Raw genomic sequence first — 17131 nt, 5'->3', positions numbered from 1 at the left:
CATGGGCCTGTGCGACTCGAAGCGATCACCTGGGAACGGCTCGGCGACGTCCTCGCCGAGCGCCTGCTCGACCTGAAGCCCGACGACGGCGGTCCCTGGCGGCGGATCGCCTTCGACGGAGCCCCGGCCGCCCGCCCCGGCTACCTCGCGCACCGTGTCTCCGAGGCGCTGCGCATACGCGGCCGGTCCTCGCTCGTCGTCGGCGCCCAGGACTTCCTGCGGCCCGCGTCGCTCCGGTTCGAATACGGTCACGAGGACGTCGACGCGTACTACGACGGCTGGTTCGACACCGGCGCCCTGTGGCGCGAGGTCTTCGGTCCCCTCGATCCCGGCGGGAACGGCCGTGTCCTGCCCGACCTCTGGGACTCGGCCACCGACCGCGCCACCCGCAGCTCCTACGTCCAACTCCCGCCCGGCGGGCTGCTCCTGTTCCATGGCCCCTTCCTGCTGCGGCACTGGTTCCCGTTCGACCTGAGCGTCCATGTCCTCCTTTCCCCGGGTGCCCTGAGCCGCCGTACGCCGGAGCCCGAGCACTGGACCCTCCCCGCCTTCCAGCGTTACGAGACGGAAGTGGCCCCGGGCACCGCGGCCGATGTGCTGGTCCGCGCGGACGATCCGCGCCACCCGGCCTGGAACGGCTGAGGGCAGAGCCGGCCGCTGACGGTGCCGGTTCGCCCGTCCCCCCGCCGAGCGCGGGTACCGGCCCCCCGGCAAGGACCTCGGCGAGGACCTCCGGGTGCACATCCCCCGGGACGCGGCAAGAATGAGGGCGCCGGGACTAGCGGTGTGTTCCGCGCCGCGCCGGCCGTCCGGCACCGGGAGGTACTTCATGACCACTGCCGGAGACATCATGCACCGTGGTGCCCAGTGGATTCCCGCCCACGAGACCCTTGACCGCGCCGCTCAGCTGATGCGCGAACTGAACGTGGGCGCGCTGCCCATCAGTGACGAGAACGAACGGCTCTGCGGCATCCTCACGGACCGCGACATCGTCGTCGGCTGCGTGGCCATGGGCCGCGATCCGGCCCGGATCACCGCGGGCGAGATGGCCCAGGGCACCCCACGCTGGATCGAGTCGGAGGCCGACGTGGGCGAGGTGCTCCAGGAGATGAAGGGACACCAGATCCGCCGGCTCCCCGTGATCGAGAACAAACGCCTGGTCGGCATGATCAGCGAAGCCGATCTCGCCCAGCATCTGACGGACGATCAGCTGGCGGGCTGGGTCGAGAGCGTCTACTCGACGAGCATGACCCGCTGACCCTGCGGAGTGCTCCCGTCACGCTTCTCGTCCGGCCGGCCGTGCCGGGCGAGAAGCGGGTCAGAGCCAGCCGTTGCGCCGGAACCCCCGGTACAGGACCAGGCAGCCCACGGTGATCACGCCGATGACGAGGGGGTAGCCGAACCGCCAGTGCAGCTCCGGCATGTTGTCGAAGTTCATGCCGTACACCCCGCAGACCATCGTCGGAACGGCGATGACCGCCGCCCAGGCCGTGATCTTCCGCATGTCCTCGTTCTGCGCCACGGTGACCTGGGCCAGATGCGCCTGCAGGATCGAGTTGAGCAGTTCGTCGAACGCGGCTATCTGCTCGGTCACCCGGATCAGATGGTCGGAGACGTCCCGGAAGTACGCCTGGATCTCCGGATCGACCACGCGGATCGGCCGGGTGGCGAGTTCCTGGACGGGGCGGGCGAGCGGGACCACGGCACGCTTCAGCTCCAGCAGTTCACGCTTGAGCTGGTAGATGCGGCCCGCGTCCGCCCGCGCGCCGTTCTCGGCGAACACATCGGCCTCGACCGCGTCGATGTCCTCCTGAACCGAGTCCGTGACATGTACGTAGTCGTCCACCACGTGGTCCGCGATCGCGTGCAGGACCGCGGCCGGGCCCTTGGCGAGCTGGCGATGGTCGGCCTCCAGCTCCTCCCGCAGCGGGCCCAGCGAACCGTGCCGTCCGTGCCGCACGGTGATCACGAAGTCGGCACCCACGAAGACCATGATCTCGCCGGTGTGCACCACCTCGCTCGTCGCCGTCAGCTCTGTGTGCTCGACGTAACAGACGGTCTTGAACACCGCGAACAGCGTCTCGCCGTACCGCTCCAGCTTCGGGCGCTGGTGGGCCTCCACCGCGTCCTCGACGGCCAGGGGGTGCAGGTCGAAGAGGTCGGCGATGCCGGCGAACTCCTGGTCGGTCGGCTCGTGCAGTCCGAGCCAGACGAAGCCCTCGTCGCTCTTGCGGATGCGCTCCACGGTGTCGACCAGGTCGCGGCCTCCGGGAACCCTGACGCCGTCCCGGTAGGCCACGCAGTTCACCACCGCGGAGCCCAGCGGGGACCGGGCGGGGTGACTCAGGTCGACGCGGACGCGCCGCCTGGCCAGTCGCGCCACCTTGCGCAGGCCGCCGACCCCGCCGAGGCTCGTGACCTTCCGCAGATTCCCTGCCATGGACATCAGGACCCCCTTGCGTGGATCTTCCCGCGCCGCATTCCGCGCCGTCGCCTGCCAGTCTGCCAGGCACCTTCGATCTCCGGGAAAGCCTGTGGGAACGGAATCTTCCGCTTCGCTTTCGGGAGATCGGGAAGCGTCGTCGATTCCGGACAAGGGGGTCAACTGGGATGATCCCTGCATGACGCGAACCGACGAGTATCTCCTCGACAACCAGCAGACCGAGGCGGGACAGCGCTTCGAGGCCTTCGCCACCCTCTTCGACCCCACCACGTTCCGGCACATCGAGCGCCTCGGCATCGGGCCCGGCTGGCGCTGCTGGGAGGTCGGCGCGGGCGGCACGTCGGTGGTGTCCTGGCTCGCCAAGAAGGTCGGCCCGACCGGAAAGATCGTCGCGACCGACATCGACACGTCCTGGGCTGCCTCGGCGGCCCGAACGCCGGTCGAGGTCCGGGTGCACGACGTGGCCGCGGAGGAACCGCCGGGGGAGTGCTTCGACCTCGTGCACGCACGACTCGTCCTGGTCCATGTTCCGGACAGGGAAAAGGCGTTGAGGTCGATGATCAAGGCGTTGCGGCCCGGCGGCCGGCTTCTCGTCGAGGACGCCGACCCGGCGCTGCAGCCCCTGCTCTGCCCCGACGAACACGGCCCCGAGCAGCAACTCGCCAACCGGCTGCGCCAGGGCTTCCGCAAGCTGCTCGCCGAGCGCGGCGCCGACCTCGCCTACGGCCGCAAACTCCCCCGTCTGCTGCGTGAGGCGGGGCTGCGCGAGGTGGAGGCCGACGCGTACTTCCCCGTCACCTCGCCCGCCTGCGCCGCTCTCGAGGCGGCCACGGTCCGGCAGATCGGCGGGCAGCTCGTCACCGCGGGCCTCGCCACCCCCCAGGACATCGAGCGTCACCTGGCCAACGTGGCCACCGGCTCGATGGATCTGGCGACGGCGCCCATGATCTCGGCGTGGGGGCGCAAGTAGGCCACGCGCGTGGGGGCTACCGGGCCCGGGGCGCCGCTTCCGGTCTTCCTCCGACCCGCTCCACCGCCATCGCTCCGGCCCCGCACCCGTCCACCGCCGCCGCCTCCGGTTCGGCGCCCGCGAGCAGGGCGGCGAGGAACGCGCCGGTGAACGCGTCACCGGCGCCCGTGGTGTCCCGGGCCGTCGCGGGCGCCGCCGGAACGTGCGCCCGCACGGTGCCCGAGCGGGCCACGACGGCGCCGTCGCCGCCCAGTTTCGCGACGACCAGCGGGATGCGACGGCTCAACTCGGCCGCCGCGTCCGCCGGATCGGGCAGACCGGTCAGCAGGCACGCCTCGTCGCGGCTGGGCAGCAGCAGATCGACGTCCTCGGCGAGCGCGAGGAAGCGGTCCACGCCCAGTTTCGCGAGGAAGCCCGCCGACGCCGGGTCCAGACTGACCGGTACACCCCGGGCGCGTGCGGACTCCAGGGCCGCCGAGGCCAGCGCCCGGCTCGGTTCGGAGAAGAACAGATAGCCCGACAGATGCAGCCGCGCGACACCGTCGAGCAGCGTGGACGACCAGTCACCGGGATCGAGCCGCAGCGAGGCCCCGCTGTCCGTGAGGAACGTCCGCTCGGCCGAGGCGCCCTGGTCCACCAGGCAGATCACCGTCCCGGTCGGCGCCTCGGGATCGACGACGAGCAGGGGACGTACACCGCAGGCCGACAGCTCGCGTTCGTGCCAGGCGGCGGCATCCGCCCCCACCCGGCCGAGCAGCCGTACGTCCGGACAGCCCCGATGGGCCGCCCAGCAGGCGACGTTGGCACCGGCCCCGCCCGGCAGGGTGCGGACCGCGGCGGCCGTGTCGGTCCCCGCCGCGAGCGGCCCTCGATGCCGGGCGACCACGTCCGTGATCACATCACCGACGACGAGCAGTGCCCCGGGGACATCCGGGTGCGGCCCCGCGTGCTGCCCCGCCCCACTCCGCGTACGTCTCCCCGCACCGGCCGTGCCTGATTCGCCGGCCCGGTCGGCCCGGGCGAGGTGGTCGGCTCGGGCGTCGGGCTGATCGTTGCCGTCGGCCCGGCCGGCGAAGCGGCCCGGGTCGCCGCGATCCGTCCCGCTCACGCCCCGGCCCAGGCCGTCGCGATCCGTCCCGCGAGTCGTACGTTGCCGCGCACCGCCGCCAGATTGGCGCTCAGCGACGCACCGTCGGTGTGCCGCACCAGATAGTCGAGCAGGAACGGCGTCACGGCCTGTCCGGTCACGCCCTCGGCCTCGCACGCGTGCAGCGCGTCGGCGAGCACGCGCGCGTGGAGCGCCGGATCGAGCTGTTCCTCCTCAGGGACGGGGTTCGCGACGATCAGCGCCGATTCCGGTCCGTCCAGCGTGTCCTGCGCGCGCATGACATCCGCCACCTGACCGGGAGAACCCAGTGTCCAGTCCACGGGATGGCCCGAGTCGGACAGATAGAAGCCGGGGAAGCGACCGGTGCCGTACCCGGCCACCGCGACGCCCAGCGTCTCCAGGCGCTGCAAGGTCGCCGGCACGTCGAGGATCGACTTCACGCCCGCGCACACCACCGTGATCCGGGTACGCGCCAGCAGGCCCAGGTCGGCCGACTCGTCCTGCGTCGCGGTCCACTGCCGGTGCACACCGCCGAGCCCGCCCGTCGCGAACACCCGTACGCCCGCGACGGCGGCCAGCAGTGCCGTCGCGGACACGGTCGTCGCCCCGCTGGTGCCCGTCGCCACCGCGAGCGGCAGATCGCGGTGCCCGAGCTTGCGGATGCCGTCCTCGTTCGCGACCCGTTCCAACTGCTTCTTGTCCAGTCCGACATGGGGGCGCCCGTCCAGCACGGCGATCGTCGCGGGTACGGCCCCCTCCCGCCTCACCACGTCCTCCAGCTCCAGCGCGACCTGCAGATTGCGAGGACGCGGCAGCCCGTGCGCGATGATCGTCGACTCCAGGGCCACCACCGGCCGGCGCGCGTCGAGCGCCTCCCGCACCTCTTCGGACACCACGATCACGCGCCTGCCTCCTGTCTGTCGCCTTTCCTCATCTCTGGCGGGCGGCGCGCCCGGTCAAACCCTTGCGAGCCGCGGCCCACGGCACCAGCCTGGGGGCATGACGGACAACTCGCCACGTCTCGACCATGTCGTTCTCTGGGTACGTGATCCGGTCGCGTCGGCCGACTTCTACGAGAGGTCGGTCGGCCTGGAGCCCCTGAGGGTCACCGAATACGCCGAGGGGAAGGAGCCGTTCCCCTCCGTGCGCCTCAACGAGGAGACCGTTTTCGACCTCGCGCCGCTCCCTCTGGCGGCGTACATGAACATGGTCCCCGGGGGTGCGGACAGCGCCGGCCACCCCGTCAACCACGTGTGCCTGTCCCTGGGGGCAGACGATTTCGACGCCTTGCGGACGCGCCTGGAGGAAGGGGCCGTCCCCGTCTCGGGCTTCTCCTACGACGCGTTCGGCGCCCGGGGCATGGCCAAGCGCAGCTTCTACTTCCGAGACCCGGACGGGAACGTCTTCGAGGCGCGGCACTACGACTAGAACGGGAGAGGGGTGCTTCCCGGACTCGGGGAAGCACCCCTCCCGTACGCCCCGGGTCAGACAGGCCGTACGCCGGCCAGTTCCCCGTGCGGATCGAGTACGTACTTGCGGCCGGCGCCCTGGTCGAACTCGGCGTAGCCGCGCGGTGCGTCCTCCAGGCCGATCACGGTCGCGTTGACCGCCTTGGCGATGTGCACCCGTTCGTGCAGGATCGCCTGCATCAGCCCCCGGTGATACCGCATCACCGGGCACTGTCCCGTGCTGAGGCGATGACTCTTCGCCCACCCCAGACCGAGCCGCACCTTCAGTGTTCCGGTCCGCGCGTCCTGGTCGATCCCGCCGGGGTCGTCCGTGACGTACAGACCGGGGATGCCCAGAGCCCCACCCGCGCGGGTGATGCCCATCAGCGAGTTGAGGACGGTCGCGGGTGCCTCCGCGGCGTCGAGGCCGTGCCCGCGTGCCTCGAAACCGACCGCGTCGACGGCCGCGTCGACCTCGGGTTCGCCGAGGATCTGCGCGATCTGGTCCTCCACCGGGCCCGCCGAGACGTCCACCGTCTCGCACCCGAAGCTCCGGGCCTGGGCGAGGCGTTCGGCGTTGAGGTCTCCGACGATGACGACGGCGGCACCCAGGAGCTGCGCCGACGCGGCCGCTGCCAGACCGACCGGGCCCGCCCCGGCGACGTACACCGTGGAACCGACCCCGGCGCCCGCGGTGACCGCGCCGTGGAAGCCGGTCGGGAAGATGTCCGACAGCATGGTCAGGTCGAGGAGCTTCTCGCGCGCCTGGTCGCGGTCGGGGAACCTCAGGAGGTTGAAGTCCGCGTACGGGACCATGGCGTACTGGGCCTGGCCTCCGACCCAGCCGCCCATGTCGACATAACCGTAGGCGGCCCCCGGCCGGGCCGGATTGACGTTCAGGCAGATGCCGGTCCTGCGCTCCTTGCAGTTGCGGCACCGGCCGCAGGCGATGTTGAACGGTACCGAGACGATGTCCCCGACCTCGATGAACTCGACGTCCGGACCGCGTTCCAGTACCTCTCCGGTGATTTCGTGTCCGAGGACCAGCCCCTCGGGCGCGGTCGTACGGCCCCGCACCATGTGCTGGTCACTGCCACAGATATTGCTGGCGAGCACCTTGAGAATGACCCCGTGCCGGCACTTGCGCCCGACGTTCTCGGCGGCCACTCCCGGCCCGTCCTGCAGTTCAAGCGTCGGATGGTCGATGGTCCTGACCTCCACCGCACCCGGCTTGAGATATGCGACTGCCCTGTTTCCGCTCTCGCTCATGCGTGATCGCCGTCCCTTCGGCCCCCGTGTCTTCGGATGCCAGCGGCTGTGCGCAGGGCGGAGTCTGCTACCGGTCACGCGTTCCGGCCACCCTCCGCGCGACGCCTTTCTCGAATGCCTTTAAGGTGACCGCTCATGACCGAGAACAGCCAGGCCACCCCGTCCTTCGCCGTCCACGTTCCCGACGCCGAGCTCGAACCGGAGCCGCTCGACCCGGACCAGATCGTCTCCGGCACCCCGGTCGTGACCGGCAAGGTGTTGTGGGAGTCGGCCGACGGCAAGCAGTCGCGCGGCATCTGGCAGATCACCCCCGGCGTGGTGACCGACACCGAGGCGAACGAGCTCTTCGTCGTCGTCAGCGGCCGCGCCACGATCGAGATCGAGGGTGGCGGACCCATCGAGGTCGGCCCGGGCGACGCGGCGATCCTGCGCGAGGGCGACCGTACGACGTGGACCGTGCACGAGACGCTCCGCAAGGCCTACCACATCAGCCTGTAGCCTCCGACTTCCTATCCGACTTCCTCGGGCCTGGCGAGCGCCGCCCGCACCCTGCCTGGGAGCCCGCCCGCCGGGACCTTGCCCCGGAGCCCGGAGCGCTCGTCCCTAACCCAGGGCCGTGGGCTTCTGGCCTGCGGTGTCCTGGAGGCCCGCCGAGGACCGGTCGTGCCTTCCGCGGGTGAACAGCGCCAGCCCGCCCAGCGGGAGCAGCAGACACGCGGCGGCGAGGTTCAACCAGGCGTAACTCGCCTCCGCGACGATGAGACCGGCGGTCGCCCCACCCACGCCGGCCGCCGTGTTCATGGTCAGGTCGGAGACCCCCTGTGCGGCGGCCCGCGCGGCCTGGGGCACGGAGTCCGTGAGGAGTGCCGACCCGGACACCAGTCCGGACGACCAGCCCAGGCCCAGGAGGAAGAGGCCCGCGGCGGTCTGTCCGTGGCTGCCGCCCGCCGTGCCCGCGAGCAGTGCCGCGCAGGCGAGCAGGCCCCCGGCGAGCGCTATCCCGGAGAGACGCCCGAAGCGGTCGGAGAGCCGTCCCATGAGGGGTGAGAACGCGTACATGCCCGCGATGTGCGCGCTGATCACCAGCCCGATCAGATCGATGCTCGCCCCGTGGTGCCCCAGGTCGACGGGGGTCATCGACATGATCGAGACCATCGCCGTGTGCGACACGGCCACGGTCACGAGCGCCAGCCGGGCCCGTGGCGAGGCGGCGACGGCGGCGAAACCGGCGCGGATCGACCGCGCGGCGGCGGACCGCTCCCCGGCCGGCGCGAGCGCCCGGGCGGTCAGCAGCGGATCGGGCCGCAGCAGGACGGCCACCAGCAGCGCCGAGAGCAGGAAGACCCCGGCCGCCCAGACGAACGGCCCGGCCGCCTGCGGTATGCCGAGCCCGGACACGCTGCGTCCCGCGGGCGCGGCGATGTTGGGCCCCAGCACCGCTCCGATCGTGGTGGCCCACACCACGTTCGAGATGGCGCGGGCGCGCCGCTGCGGTTCGGCCAGATCGGCGGCCGCGAACCGTGCCTGGAGGTTCGCCGACGAGGCCGCGCCGAACCCCGCCATGCCGAGCAGCAGCAGCGGGAAGCTCCCGACGCGGGCGGCGACCACGACGAGGCAGGCCCCCGACGCGCCGATGAGATACGCGAGGACGAGCCCGGGCCGACGCCCGCGTGCGGTCATCAGCGCGGCCAGCGGTACGGAGAGCACCGCCGTGCCGGTGACCGTCGCGGTGGGCGCGAGCCCCGACAGTGACTCGGTCCCGCTGACCTGCTTGGCCAGCACGGTGGCGAGCGCGATGCCGGTGGCGACACCGAGCCCGCCGAGGATCTGGCCGGCGATCAGCACGGCGGTGATACGGCGCCGCAGGGCCGGTATCCGCTCGATGTCCACGGGCACGGCAGCCTGCCGTCCGACGGCGGTCACCGCGAACACCCCGACATCCGACAAGTGGAACGAGGGGCTACGGGAGACGCGACAGCGGGGTGTGCGGCCACGGGGCGTGCGGATGCGGTGGAACGGGCTCGGGTCACCGGCGCAGTGTCCATTCCGTGCTGTGTGCGGGCAAGAGGGAGCAGGCGGGGGTGGCCGGCCACCTGTCTCCGCGGGCGCCGGCACACCTCGCCGGGCGAGCGACGACAGCGGGAGGGCCGTTCAGGACCGCCGTTCCCGGTCCCCGGTCCCCGCTTCAGAACAGCGGTTCCGGCAGCACCCCTTCGAGCGCCAGCAGCTTCCGCTTCGTCTCCAGCCCGCCCCCGAACCCTCCGATGCCGCCGTCGCTCTCCACGACCCGGTGGCACGGCACGACGACCGGCAGCGGGTTCGAGCCCATCGCCACGCCGACCGCCTGCGCCGCGCCCGGCTGCCCCACCCGCCGGGCGAGGTCGCCGTAACCCACGACCGCGCCGTACGCGACGCCGGACTCCAGCTCACGCAGCACCTGGCGGTTGAACCCGGAGATGAGCGACCAGTCCAGCGGCAGTTCGAAGTCACGTCGCTCACCCGCGAAGTACGCCCCGACCTGGCGTATAGCTTCGGCCAGGAGCGGCGATGCAGGTGCCTCGACCGGCTCGGTGCCCAGGCGCGAGGCGAGCCGCTCGAGGGCCCTGTCGCGGACCGCGTCCGTGGCGTGGAACACCACGTTCACCAGGCCGTCGTCCGTCGCCGCCAGCAGCAGCGGACCGATGTCCGTGCCGACGACGCTCCACACGACCCGATGCTCGTCCTGCCCATGGCTGTTCATGAGCTCCACCGTACGGCGCGCCACTGACAACGCCCGCGGGCCGCCGTGGTCCGCCCGTGGTCCGGGGGGTGGCACAGGCGCCGGTCGGCGTCCGTGCCACACCCCAGGGCCCCGGGAGACCGATCAGGACTCCTGCAGCGCGCTGCGGACCACGTCGGGTTTGTTCGTGATGACGCCGTCCACGCCGTAGCCCGCCAGCCGCTGGGCGGTGTCCGCGTCGTCGACGGTCCAGACGAAGACCCCCAGCGGCCTGCCGTGCGGTCCCTTGAAGGCATGGACCGTGTAGACGTAACCGGAGGTGAGGGAGGCGCTGTCCGGGTTGATCAGGTCGGCGAACCGCGCGTACTCGCGCAACTGCGCGTACGTAGGCTTCCCCAGGAATGCCGTCGTGATCCCTGGACGCAGGTCGTGGACCGTTCGCACGCTCCGCGCGCTGAAGCTCTGGACGACCAGCCGGTGCCGGAGGTGTTCCGGGTCGAGCCAGCCCTCGTTGCCCAGCAGCTTGAGGGTCTCCCGCTCGATGCCCGGATAGAGGTCGGGGTTCTTGATCTCCAGGACGAGCTTCTGGTGGTTGTGCGAGACCCGCTCCATGTACTGGCGCAGCGTCGGCACGCGCGTACCGGCGTACCGACGGCCGTACCAGCTGCCCGCGTCGAGACGTCCGATCTCCGCGGCGGTGAAGTCCTTCACCTTCCACGGAGCCCGGTGGGGATAGACCTTCTCGACATCGGTCGTGCGCGCGAGTGTGGCGTCGTGGAGGACGACGAGTTCGCCGTCCTTGGTGCGCTGGACGTCGTTCTCGACCCAGTCGAAACCCATCGCGGCGGCCTTGTCGATGGAGGCCAGGGTGTTCTCGGGCGCGTAGCCGGAGGCGCCGCGGTGCGCGACGATGACGACACCGCCGTCCGGGGAGCCGGCCCGCGTGGGGGGAGCGGGCAGTATCGAGGCGGTGCCCCCGAGAAGCACGGTGCCCCCGAGAATCGCGGTGGTCGTGGCGGCGGCAACGCGCGCGTGCATGCGTACTCCTCGCGTCGATCGATCACGTACAGCTCAAGAGTGACAGCAGAGAGTGAGAGGTGGGGGAGGTGCGCCGGGCGCGGATCGAATGGAGTTGACCAAGTCCGCTCACCGGCAACGCACAAGTGCGGTGACATCGTGATTCTTTGCCGGAAAATCGTTCGACCATTCCGGTGGGGGTCATACTCTCTGCCTCACCTCCGGCCGTTGACGCGGCCTGGAGGGTGGGGGCATTTCTGGGAATTCCGGTGCAAAAGGGCGGGAAGGACAGCCGTACATGCAGGGCACGATCGACGGCTTCAGCTACGGACTCGTCACACCGGTGGTGGCGTTCCTCATGGCCTGCCTGGGTGGAGCGCTCGGCCTGCGGTGCACCACCAGATCGATGCTCGCCACCCGTTCCTGGCGGGCCGGCTGGCTCGCCCTCGGCTCGGCCGCGATCGGTTCGGGCATCTGGACCATGCACTTCATCGCCATGATGGGGTTCTCGGTCGAGGAGACCCCCATCCACTACGACAGGCCCACGACGTTCGCGAGCCTGGGTGTGGCCATCGTGATGGTCGGCGTCGGGATCTTCATCGTGGGCCACCGCGGCGCCACCGGGACGGCACTGTTCACCGGGGGCACCATCACCGGTCTGGGAGTCGCGTCCATGCACTATTTGGGCATGGAGGGCATGCGTCTGAACGGGAAGCTGGAGTACAACACCCTCACCGTCTCCGCCTCGGTCGTCATAGCCGTCGTCGCCGCCATCACCGCGCTGTGGGCGGCGGGCCAGGTCCGGGGATTCCTCTGGAGCGTGGGCGCCAGCCTCGTCATGGGGCTGGCTGTCAGCGGCATGCACTACACGGGTATGGCCGCCCTCAGTGTCCATCTCCACCACACCTCCAGCACCCCCGCGGGCGATTCGGCCACCTCCTTGCTCGCGCCCATGATGATCGGCCCGCTGGTCTTCCTCTGTCTGGCCGGCGCCGTCGTGATGTTCGACCCCCTGATGGTGACGGGCAAGCCGGACCGGACCCCCGTGGAACGCGTACCCGGCATTCCGGCCCACCCCGGCGGTCTCCATTCCGGTCACCGGCCGCGGCGGCACCCCGGCCACGACCGCGCGCGCCGGAGCGTACGCACCCCGCAGAGCCGGTGATCGGACCCCGTTGTCAGTGCGGGGTCGTACGGTGGAACCCATGCGGCCCGTATCAAAGATCGAACGTTCGGTGGCGCCCTTCGAGGTCGTCAGCTCCTACCAGCCGAGCGGTGACCAGCCGGCGGCCATCGCCGAGCTGGACAAGCGCGTGCGCGCAGGTGAGAAGGACGTCGTCCTGCTGGGTGCGACCGGCACCGGCAAGTCCGCCACCACCGCGTGGATGATCGAGAAGCTCCAGCGCCCCACGCTCGTCATGGCACCGAACAAGACGCTGGCCGCCCAGCTGGCCAACGAGTTCCGCGAGCTGCTCCCGAACAACGCGGTCGAGTACTTCGTCTCGTACTACGACTACTACCAGCCCGAGGCCTACGTCCCCCAGTCGGACACGTACATCGAGAAGGACTCCTCGATCAACGAGGAGGTCGAGCGGCTGCGTCACTCCGCGACCAACTCACTGCTCACCCGACGCGACGTCGTGGTGGTCGCCTCGGTCTCCTGCATCTACGGTCTGGGTACGCCGCAGGAATACGTCGACCGGATGGTCCCCCTCAAGGTCGGCGACGAGATCGACCGCGACGACCTGCTGCGCCGCTTCGTCGACATCCAGTACACCCGTAACGACGTGGCGTTCGCCCGCGGCACCTTCCGGGTCCGCGGCGACACCATCGAGATCTTCCCGGTCTACGAGGAGCTCGCCGTCCGCATCGAGATGTTCGGTGACGAGATCGAGGCGCTCTCCACGCTGCACCCGCTCACCGGCGAGGTCATCAGCGACGACGAACAGATCTACGTGTTCCCGGCGACCCACTACGTGGCGGGTCCCGAGCGCATGGAGCGCGCCGCCAACGACATCGAGAAGGAGCTCGGCGAGCGTCTCGCCGAGCTGGAGAAGCAGGGCAAGCTCCTGGAAGCCCAGCGGCTGCGCATGCGCACCACGTACGACCTCGAGATGCTGCGCCAGATCGGCTCCTGCTCCGGCGTGGAGAACTACTCGATGCACTTCGACGGACGTGAGCCCGGCTCCCCGCCGAACACGCTCATCGACTACTTCCCGGACGACTTCCTGCTCGTCATCGACGAGTCGCACAACACGGTGCCGCAGATCGGTGCCATGTACGAGGGCGACGCCTCCCGCAAGCGCACGCTCGTCGACCACGGCTTCCGGCTGCCCTCCGCCCTGGACAACCGCCCCCTGAAGTGGGAGGAGTTCCAGGGGCGCATCGGACAGACCGTCTATCTGTCGGCGACCCCGGGCAAGTACGAGCTCTCCCGCGCGGACGGCTACGTCGAGCAGATCATCCGGCCGACCGGCCTGATCGACCCCGAGGTCGTCGTCAAGCCCACCGAGGGCCAGATCGACGACCTGGTGCACGAGATCCGCAAGCGTACCGAGAAGGACGAGCGCGTCCTGGTCACCACGCTCACCAAGAAGATGGCCGAGGACCTCACCGACTACTTCCTGGAACTCGGCATCCAGGTGCGCTATCTGCACAGCGACGTCGACACCCTGCGCCGGGTCGAGCTGTTGCGCGAGCTGCGCGCGGGCGAGTTCGACGTCCTGGTCGGCATCAACCTGCTGCGCGAAGGCCTCGACCTGCCCGAGGTGTCCCTCGTGTCGATCCTCGACGCCGACAAGGAGGGCTTCCTGCGCTCGGGCACCTCCCTGATCCAGACCATCGGCCGCGCGGCCCGCAACGTCTCCGGACAGGTCCACATGTACGCCGACCGCATCACCCCGGCCATGGAGAGGGCCATCGACGAGACCAACCGGCGCCGCGAGAAGCAGGTCGCGTACAACGAGGAGAGGGGCATCGACCCGCAGCCCCTCCGCAAGAAGATCAACGACATCGTGGCGCAGATCGCCCGCGAGGACGTCGACACGGAGCAGCTGCTCGGCTCGGGCTACCGCAAGGCGAAGGACGGCAAGGGAGCCAAGGCCCCGGTGCCCTCGCTCGGCGGCAAGGCGGCCAAGTCCGCGAAGAGCGCCGCGAAGGTCCCGACCGACCGCCCCGCGGCCGAGCTCGCCGAGCAGATCGAGGAGCTGACGGAGCGCATGCGGGCCGCCGCGGCGGACCTCCAGTTCGAGATCGCGGCCCGACTGCGCGACGAGGTGTCGGAGATGAAGAAGGAACTGCGTCAGATGAGGGAGGGGGGCCTGGCCTGACGCCCCTTCGACCGCGCCGGACCCCGGCGCAGGCGCGCTGTGTTGCAAGACCGACACAAAGCGCGCCGCGGGGTTCGGCACTGTCGGTGGCGCTGCGTAGGGTTCTGGGCATCCGTGGATTCCGCGGCAACAGGGGACAGCTCGAGAGGGGATCAGCGCGTGACGGTCAACATGACCAAGGGTCAGGCCATCAGTCTGCAGAAGAACGACGGGGGCACCCTCACCGCGGTGCGCATGGGGCTCGGCTGGCAGGCGGCACCCAGGCGCGGCCTGTTCGGCTCACGCACCCGGGAGATCGACCTCGACGCCTCGGCCGTGCTGTTCGCCGACAAGCAGCCGGTCGACGTGGTGTTCTTCCGTCACCTCGTCAGCGACGACGGGTCCGTGCGGCACACCGGTGACAATGTGGTCGGCGGCGTGGGCCAGGGCGGGGACGACGAGGCGATCCTCGTCGACCTGCAGCGCCTCCCGGTCCACATCGACCAGATCGTCTTCACCGTGAACTCCTTCACGGGCCAGACGTTCCAGGAGGTGCAGAACGCGTTCTGCCGGTTGGTCGACGAGACCAACGGCCAGGAGCTCGCCCGCTACACGCTCGCGGGCGGCGGCCAGTACACCGCCCAGATCATGGCGAAGGTGCACCGCTCCGGCCCGGGCTGGCAGATGACGGCCCTCGGCACCCCGGCCAACGGCCGTACGTTCCAGGACCTGATGCCCGCGATCCTGCCGCACCTGTAGGCAGCCCGACCGTAGGCACGAAGCGACACAGGGGGACAAGGGGATGACGGCCGAGCTGGTCCGGGGGGAGAACCACCCGCTCTCCCAGGTCCGTCTTGAGGTCCGTGTATCGGCCGGCAGGCCGGTCGTGGCCGGTGCCACGCTCAGTGACGAGCAGGGCAGGGTCCGGGGCGTCGAATGGGTGGCGCACCCGGGCGCGCCCACCCTTCCCGGGCTGGAGGTCTCGAAGCAGGCGGCGGCGGACCACCGCCTGGCGTTCGATCTCGACGCCCTGCCAGGGACCGTGCACCGGGTCAGCGTGCTGCTCGCGCTGCCGGCCGGTGTCGGTCCGGTCCGGTTCGGCGCCGTGGCCGCCCCGTTCGTCGCCGTGACCGGTCTCGACGGCTCCGAGGTCGCCAGCTACACCGTCACCGGCCTGGACACCGAGTCGGCCGTCGTCGCCCTGGAGCTCTACCGCAGGCAGGGCGCCTGGAAGGTGCGCGCGGTCGGCCAGGGGTACGCGGGCGGCCTCGCCGAACTCCTCACCGACCAGGGACTGCCCGAGGCCCGCCGGCTCGCGGACAGCATCAACGAGGCGGTGGCACAGGGGCTGGCCCGCTCGGTGTCGGCGCCCCCGCCCCGCACACCGGACGCGGACCGCTCACGGCAGGCGGCCGCCTCGGCACCGGGACCGGATCAGCCGTACGCCGGACCGCAGAGCGCCTCGGGGACCGTACCGCCGCTCCAGCCCCCGGCCTCGTCCCCGTACGACACGCCCGGCGACCAGGGAGCCAGCGGGCCGCAGCCGGGGTACCAGGGCGGCGGCCCCGCGCAGACCGATCCCTCCGCGGTCCCCCAGCCGTCCGCGCCCACCTCCGGCCCGGTCGACTACAGCCACCCCGGCCGGCAGACCTCGGCGCCGCCTCCGCCCCCGCCGACCGCACCGCCGGCCCCGCCCGGACAGCCCGCGCGGCCCGTGGCGGGTGACGCGACGGGCTGGTCCATGGAGGAGCGCCTCTACAACCAGGTGTGGGGGATGTTCGAGGATCTGGCCCGCAGCACGGCCGCCTATCGCAGCGCCGTCGACTTCGCCGACTCGCGCATGGAGCAGGAACTCGACAAGGCACTGTCCGACCCGCGCAGCCGGATCGGCGGCCATGGCGACGCCGCCCGCGAGGCCGCCCAGGCAAAACACGCCGACCTGGTCGACCAGGCCCGCGCGGCGCTCGACCGGGACCTCGCCCAGCTCGCAGCCGAGGCGGACGTCGTCGAGCCCGCGCTGCCCGCGGCGTACGCACGCTGGGACAACCCGGTCTGGCACGGCTACCGCGTGCCCATGGAGATTCCCATGGCCGTGCGCCTCGGCGACCTCCATCTGCCCGAGAGCGAGGAGCTGAGCATTCCGATGCTGGTCCGGCTGCCGCTGGAGCGCGGTCTGTGGATCGACAGCGGACGAGCCGTTCTCGAGGACTCGCTCGCCGACTCCGACGAGGTGCGCCGGCTCGCGATGGACACGGCGGTGGCGAACGCCGCCCGGCTGCTCGCCGTCTATCCCGCGGGCGAGTTCACGGTGCACGTCATCGACCCGGCCGGTTCCGCGGCCTCGTCCCTCGCACCGCTGGTGCGCTCCGGGGTGCTGGACGGTCCGCCCGCCGCCGGCGCCACCGGCGTGGCCGACGTCCTGGCCCGGCTCACCCAGCGTGTGGACCTGGTGCAGATGGCGGTGCGCGGCGGAGCCGCCGACTCGTTGCCGCCCGGCCTGGACACCGCCGAGCAGTTGCTGATCGTCAACGACTTCCCGCACGGCTTCGACGACCGCGCCGTGACCCAGTTGCGCTATCTCGCGGACGAGGGACCGGCCGTCGGCGTTCACCTGATGCTGGTGGCCGACCGGGAGGACGCCGCCGGCTACGGGCCTCTGCTGGACCCTCTGTGGCGTGCGCTGCTGCGGCTCACGCCGGTGCCCGACGACCACCTCGCCGACCCGTGGGTCGGTCACGCCTGGACGTACGAGCCCGCACTCGTCCCCTCGGGCAGCCGGGTGCTCGAGCAGGTGCTCTCCCAGGTCGCGGCGGCCCGCCGCCCGTAGAATCGCTGCCCCTTCGAAGCGC

Annotated in this window: 16 protein-coding genes; 9 read left to right on the top strand and 7 right to left on the bottom strand. The window is 71.1% G+C overall.

From position 1 onward, the window contains the following. Nucleotides 1-9: 9 nt before the first annotated feature. Nucleotides 10-642 (top strand): uridine kinase, encoded by a 633-nt coding sequence (locus tag ABZV34_RS18200; protein ID WP_356277094.1) that lies wholly within the window; start codon nucleotides 10-12, stop codon nucleotides 640-642. Nucleotides 643-829: 187 nt separating this feature from the next. Next, nucleotides 830-1258 carry a CBS domain-containing protein gene (locus ABZV34_RS18195; RefSeq protein ID WP_356277091.1) on the top strand — a complete coding sequence of 143 codons (429 nt, stop codon included), beginning with the start codon at nucleotides 830-832 and terminating at the stop codon, nucleotides 1256-1258. A gap of 60 nt (nucleotides 1259-1318) precedes the next feature. On the opposite strand, the gene corA is transcribed toward ABZV34_RS18195, so the two are convergent. Further along, nucleotides 1319-2446: a magnesium/cobalt transporter CorA gene (corA, locus tag ABZV34_RS18190; protein ID WP_356277089.1), complete on the bottom strand. Its 1128-nt coding sequence runs from the start codon at nucleotides 2444-2446 to the stop codon at nucleotides 1319-1321. A gap of 175 nt (nucleotides 2447-2621) precedes the next feature. Between corA and ABZV34_RS18185 the strand changes: the two genes are divergently transcribed. After that, the gene (locus ABZV34_RS18185; protein ID WP_356277086.1) at nucleotides 2622-3413 is read left to right on the top strand and encodes a methyltransferase domain-containing protein; all 792 of its coding nucleotides are present in this window, start codon (nucleotides 2622-2624) and stop codon (nucleotides 3411-3413) included. A 16-nt stretch (nucleotides 3414-3429) separates the two neighbouring features. On the opposite strand, the gene ABZV34_RS18180 is transcribed toward ABZV34_RS18185, so the two are convergent. Beyond that, the gene (locus ABZV34_RS18180) at nucleotides 3430-4329 is read right to left on the bottom strand and encodes a PfkB family carbohydrate kinase (protein ID WP_356277333.1); all 900 of its coding nucleotides are present in this window, start codon (nucleotides 4327-4329) and stop codon (nucleotides 3430-3432) included. Between the two features lie 188 nt (nucleotides 4330-4517). Then, complete coding sequence (locus ABZV34_RS18175) at nucleotides 4518-5423, bottom strand: pseudouridine-5'-phosphate glycosidase (protein WP_356277083.1); 906 nt, start codon at nucleotides 5421-5423, stop codon at nucleotides 4518-4520. Between the two features lie 97 nt (nucleotides 5424-5520). Here ABZV34_RS18175 and ABZV34_RS18170 point away from each other — a divergent pair, with 97 nt between their 5' ends. Continuing rightward, nucleotides 5521-5949: a VOC family protein gene (locus tag ABZV34_RS18170; protein WP_356277080.1), complete on the top strand. Its 429-nt coding sequence runs from the start codon at nucleotides 5521-5523 to the stop codon at nucleotides 5947-5949. Nucleotides 5950-6005: 56 nt separating this feature from the next. On the opposite strand, the gene fdhA is transcribed toward ABZV34_RS18170, so the two are convergent. Beyond that, nucleotides 6006-7238, bottom strand: a complete 1233-nt coding sequence (fdhA, locus tag ABZV34_RS18165) for a formaldehyde dehydrogenase, glutathione-independent (RefSeq protein ID WP_356277077.1) — start codon at nucleotides 7236-7238, stop codon at nucleotides 6006-6008. Nucleotides 7239-7373: 135 nt separating this feature from the next. Between fdhA and ABZV34_RS18160 the strand changes: the two genes are divergently transcribed. Next, nucleotides 7374-7736 carry a cupin domain-containing protein gene (locus tag ABZV34_RS18160; protein WP_356277074.1) on the top strand — a complete coding sequence of 121 codons (363 nt, stop codon included), beginning with the start codon at nucleotides 7374-7376 and terminating at the stop codon, nucleotides 7734-7736. 105 nt (nucleotides 7737-7841) lie between these two features. On the opposite strand, the gene ABZV34_RS18155 is transcribed toward ABZV34_RS18160, so the two are convergent. The 3 genes from ABZV34_RS18155 to ABZV34_RS18145 all read right to left on the bottom strand — a co-directional run bounded on the left by ABZV34_RS18155 (nucleotide 7842) and on the right by ABZV34_RS18145 (nucleotide 10995). Further along, the gene (locus tag ABZV34_RS18155) at nucleotides 7842-9161 is read right to left on the bottom strand and encodes an MFS transporter (protein ID WP_356277071.1); all 1320 of its coding nucleotides are present in this window, start codon (nucleotides 9159-9161) and stop codon (nucleotides 7842-7844) included. Nucleotides 9162-9423: 262 nt separating this feature from the next. Beyond that, nucleotides 9424-9978: a methylated-DNA--[protein]-cysteine S-methyltransferase gene (locus ABZV34_RS18150; protein ID WP_356277068.1), complete on the bottom strand. Its 555-nt coding sequence runs from the start codon at nucleotides 9976-9978 to the stop codon at nucleotides 9424-9426. 123 nt (nucleotides 9979-10101) lie between these two features. After that, nucleotides 10102-10995 carry a glycerophosphodiester phosphodiesterase family protein gene (locus ABZV34_RS18145; protein WP_356277065.1) on the bottom strand — a complete coding sequence of 298 codons (894 nt, stop codon included), beginning with the start codon at nucleotides 10993-10995 and terminating at the stop codon, nucleotides 10102-10104. Between the two features lie 277 nt (nucleotides 10996-11272). On the opposite strand from ABZV34_RS18145, the gene ABZV34_RS18140 reads away from it, so the two are divergent. The 4 genes from ABZV34_RS18140 to ABZV34_RS18125 all read left to right on the top strand — a co-directional run bounded on the left by ABZV34_RS18140 (nucleotide 11273) and on the right by ABZV34_RS18125 (nucleotide 17109). Beyond that, a complete protein-coding gene (locus ABZV34_RS18140) occupies nucleotides 11273-12139 on the top strand; it encodes an MHYT domain-containing protein (RefSeq protein WP_356277062.1) in 867 nt (288 codons plus the stop codon). A 40-nt stretch (nucleotides 12140-12179) separates the two neighbouring features. Further along, nucleotides 12180-14303 (top strand): excinuclease ABC subunit UvrB, encoded by a 2124-nt coding sequence (gene uvrB / locus ABZV34_RS18135; RefSeq protein ID WP_356277059.1) that lies wholly within the window; start codon nucleotides 12180-12182, stop codon nucleotides 14301-14303. A 159-nt stretch (nucleotides 14304-14462) separates the two neighbouring features. Next, a complete protein-coding gene (locus tag ABZV34_RS18130; protein ID WP_351718665.1) occupies nucleotides 14463-15041 on the top strand; it encodes a TerD family protein in 579 nt (192 codons plus the stop codon). Nucleotides 15042-15084: 43 nt separating this feature from the next. Then, complete coding sequence (locus ABZV34_RS18125; RefSeq protein ID WP_356277056.1) at nucleotides 15085-17109, top strand: TerD family protein; 2025 nt, start codon at nucleotides 15085-15087, stop codon at nucleotides 17107-17109. The last annotated feature ends 22 nt before the right edge of the window (nucleotides 17110-17131 follow it).

Origin of the sequence: Streptomyces sp. NPDC005195, from assembly GCF_040608315.1 — a bacterium.
GTDB classification, from domain to species: Bacteria; Actinomycetota; Actinomycetes; order Streptomycetales; family Streptomycetaceae; genus Streptomyces; species Streptomyces kaempferi.
This window is presented reverse-complemented; position numbering and strand designations above follow the sequence as displayed.

Excerpts from the sequence above, each read along its gene's own strand:
- uvrB (WP_356277059.1), top strand. The coding sequence starts at position 12,180 with ATGCGGCCCGTATCAAAGATCGAACGTTCGGTGGCGCCCTTCGAGGTC.
- ABZV34_RS18195 (WP_356277091.1), top strand. The coding sequence starts at position 830 with ATGACCACTGCCGGAGACATCATGCACCGTGGTGCCCAGTGGATTCCC.
- corA (WP_356277089.1), bottom strand. The coding sequence starts at position 2,446 with ATGTCCATGGCAGGGAATCTGCGGAAGGTCACGAGCCTCGGCGGGGTC.
- ABZV34_RS18125 (WP_356277056.1), top strand. The coding sequence starts at position 15,085 with ATGACGGCCGAGCTGGTCCGGGGGGAGAACCACCCGCTCTCCCAGGTC.
- ABZV34_RS18145 (WP_356277065.1), bottom strand. The coding sequence starts at position 10,995 with ATGCACGCGCGCGTTGCCGCCGCCACGACCACCGCGATTCTCGGGGGC.
- ABZV34_RS18160 (WP_356277074.1), top strand. The coding sequence starts at position 7,374 with ATGACCGAGAACAGCCAGGCCACCCCGTCCTTCGCCGTCCACGTTCCC.
- ABZV34_RS18150 (WP_356277068.1), bottom strand. The coding sequence starts at position 9,978 with ATGAACAGCCATGGGCAGGACGAGCATCGGGTCGTGTGGAGCGTCGTC.
- ABZV34_RS18140 (WP_356277062.1), top strand. The coding sequence starts at position 11,273 with ATGCAGGGCACGATCGACGGCTTCAGCTACGGACTCGTCACACCGGTG.
- fdhA (WP_356277077.1), bottom strand. The coding sequence starts at position 7,238 with ATGAGCGAGAGCGGAAACAGGGCAGTCGCATATCTCAAGCCGGGTGCG.
- ABZV34_RS18170 (WP_356277080.1), top strand. The coding sequence starts at position 5,521 with ATGACGGACAACTCGCCACGTCTCGACCATGTCGTTCTCTGGGTACGT.
- ABZV34_RS18185 (WP_356277086.1), top strand. The coding sequence starts at position 2,622 with ATGACGCGAACCGACGAGTATCTCCTCGACAACCAGCAGACCGAGGCG.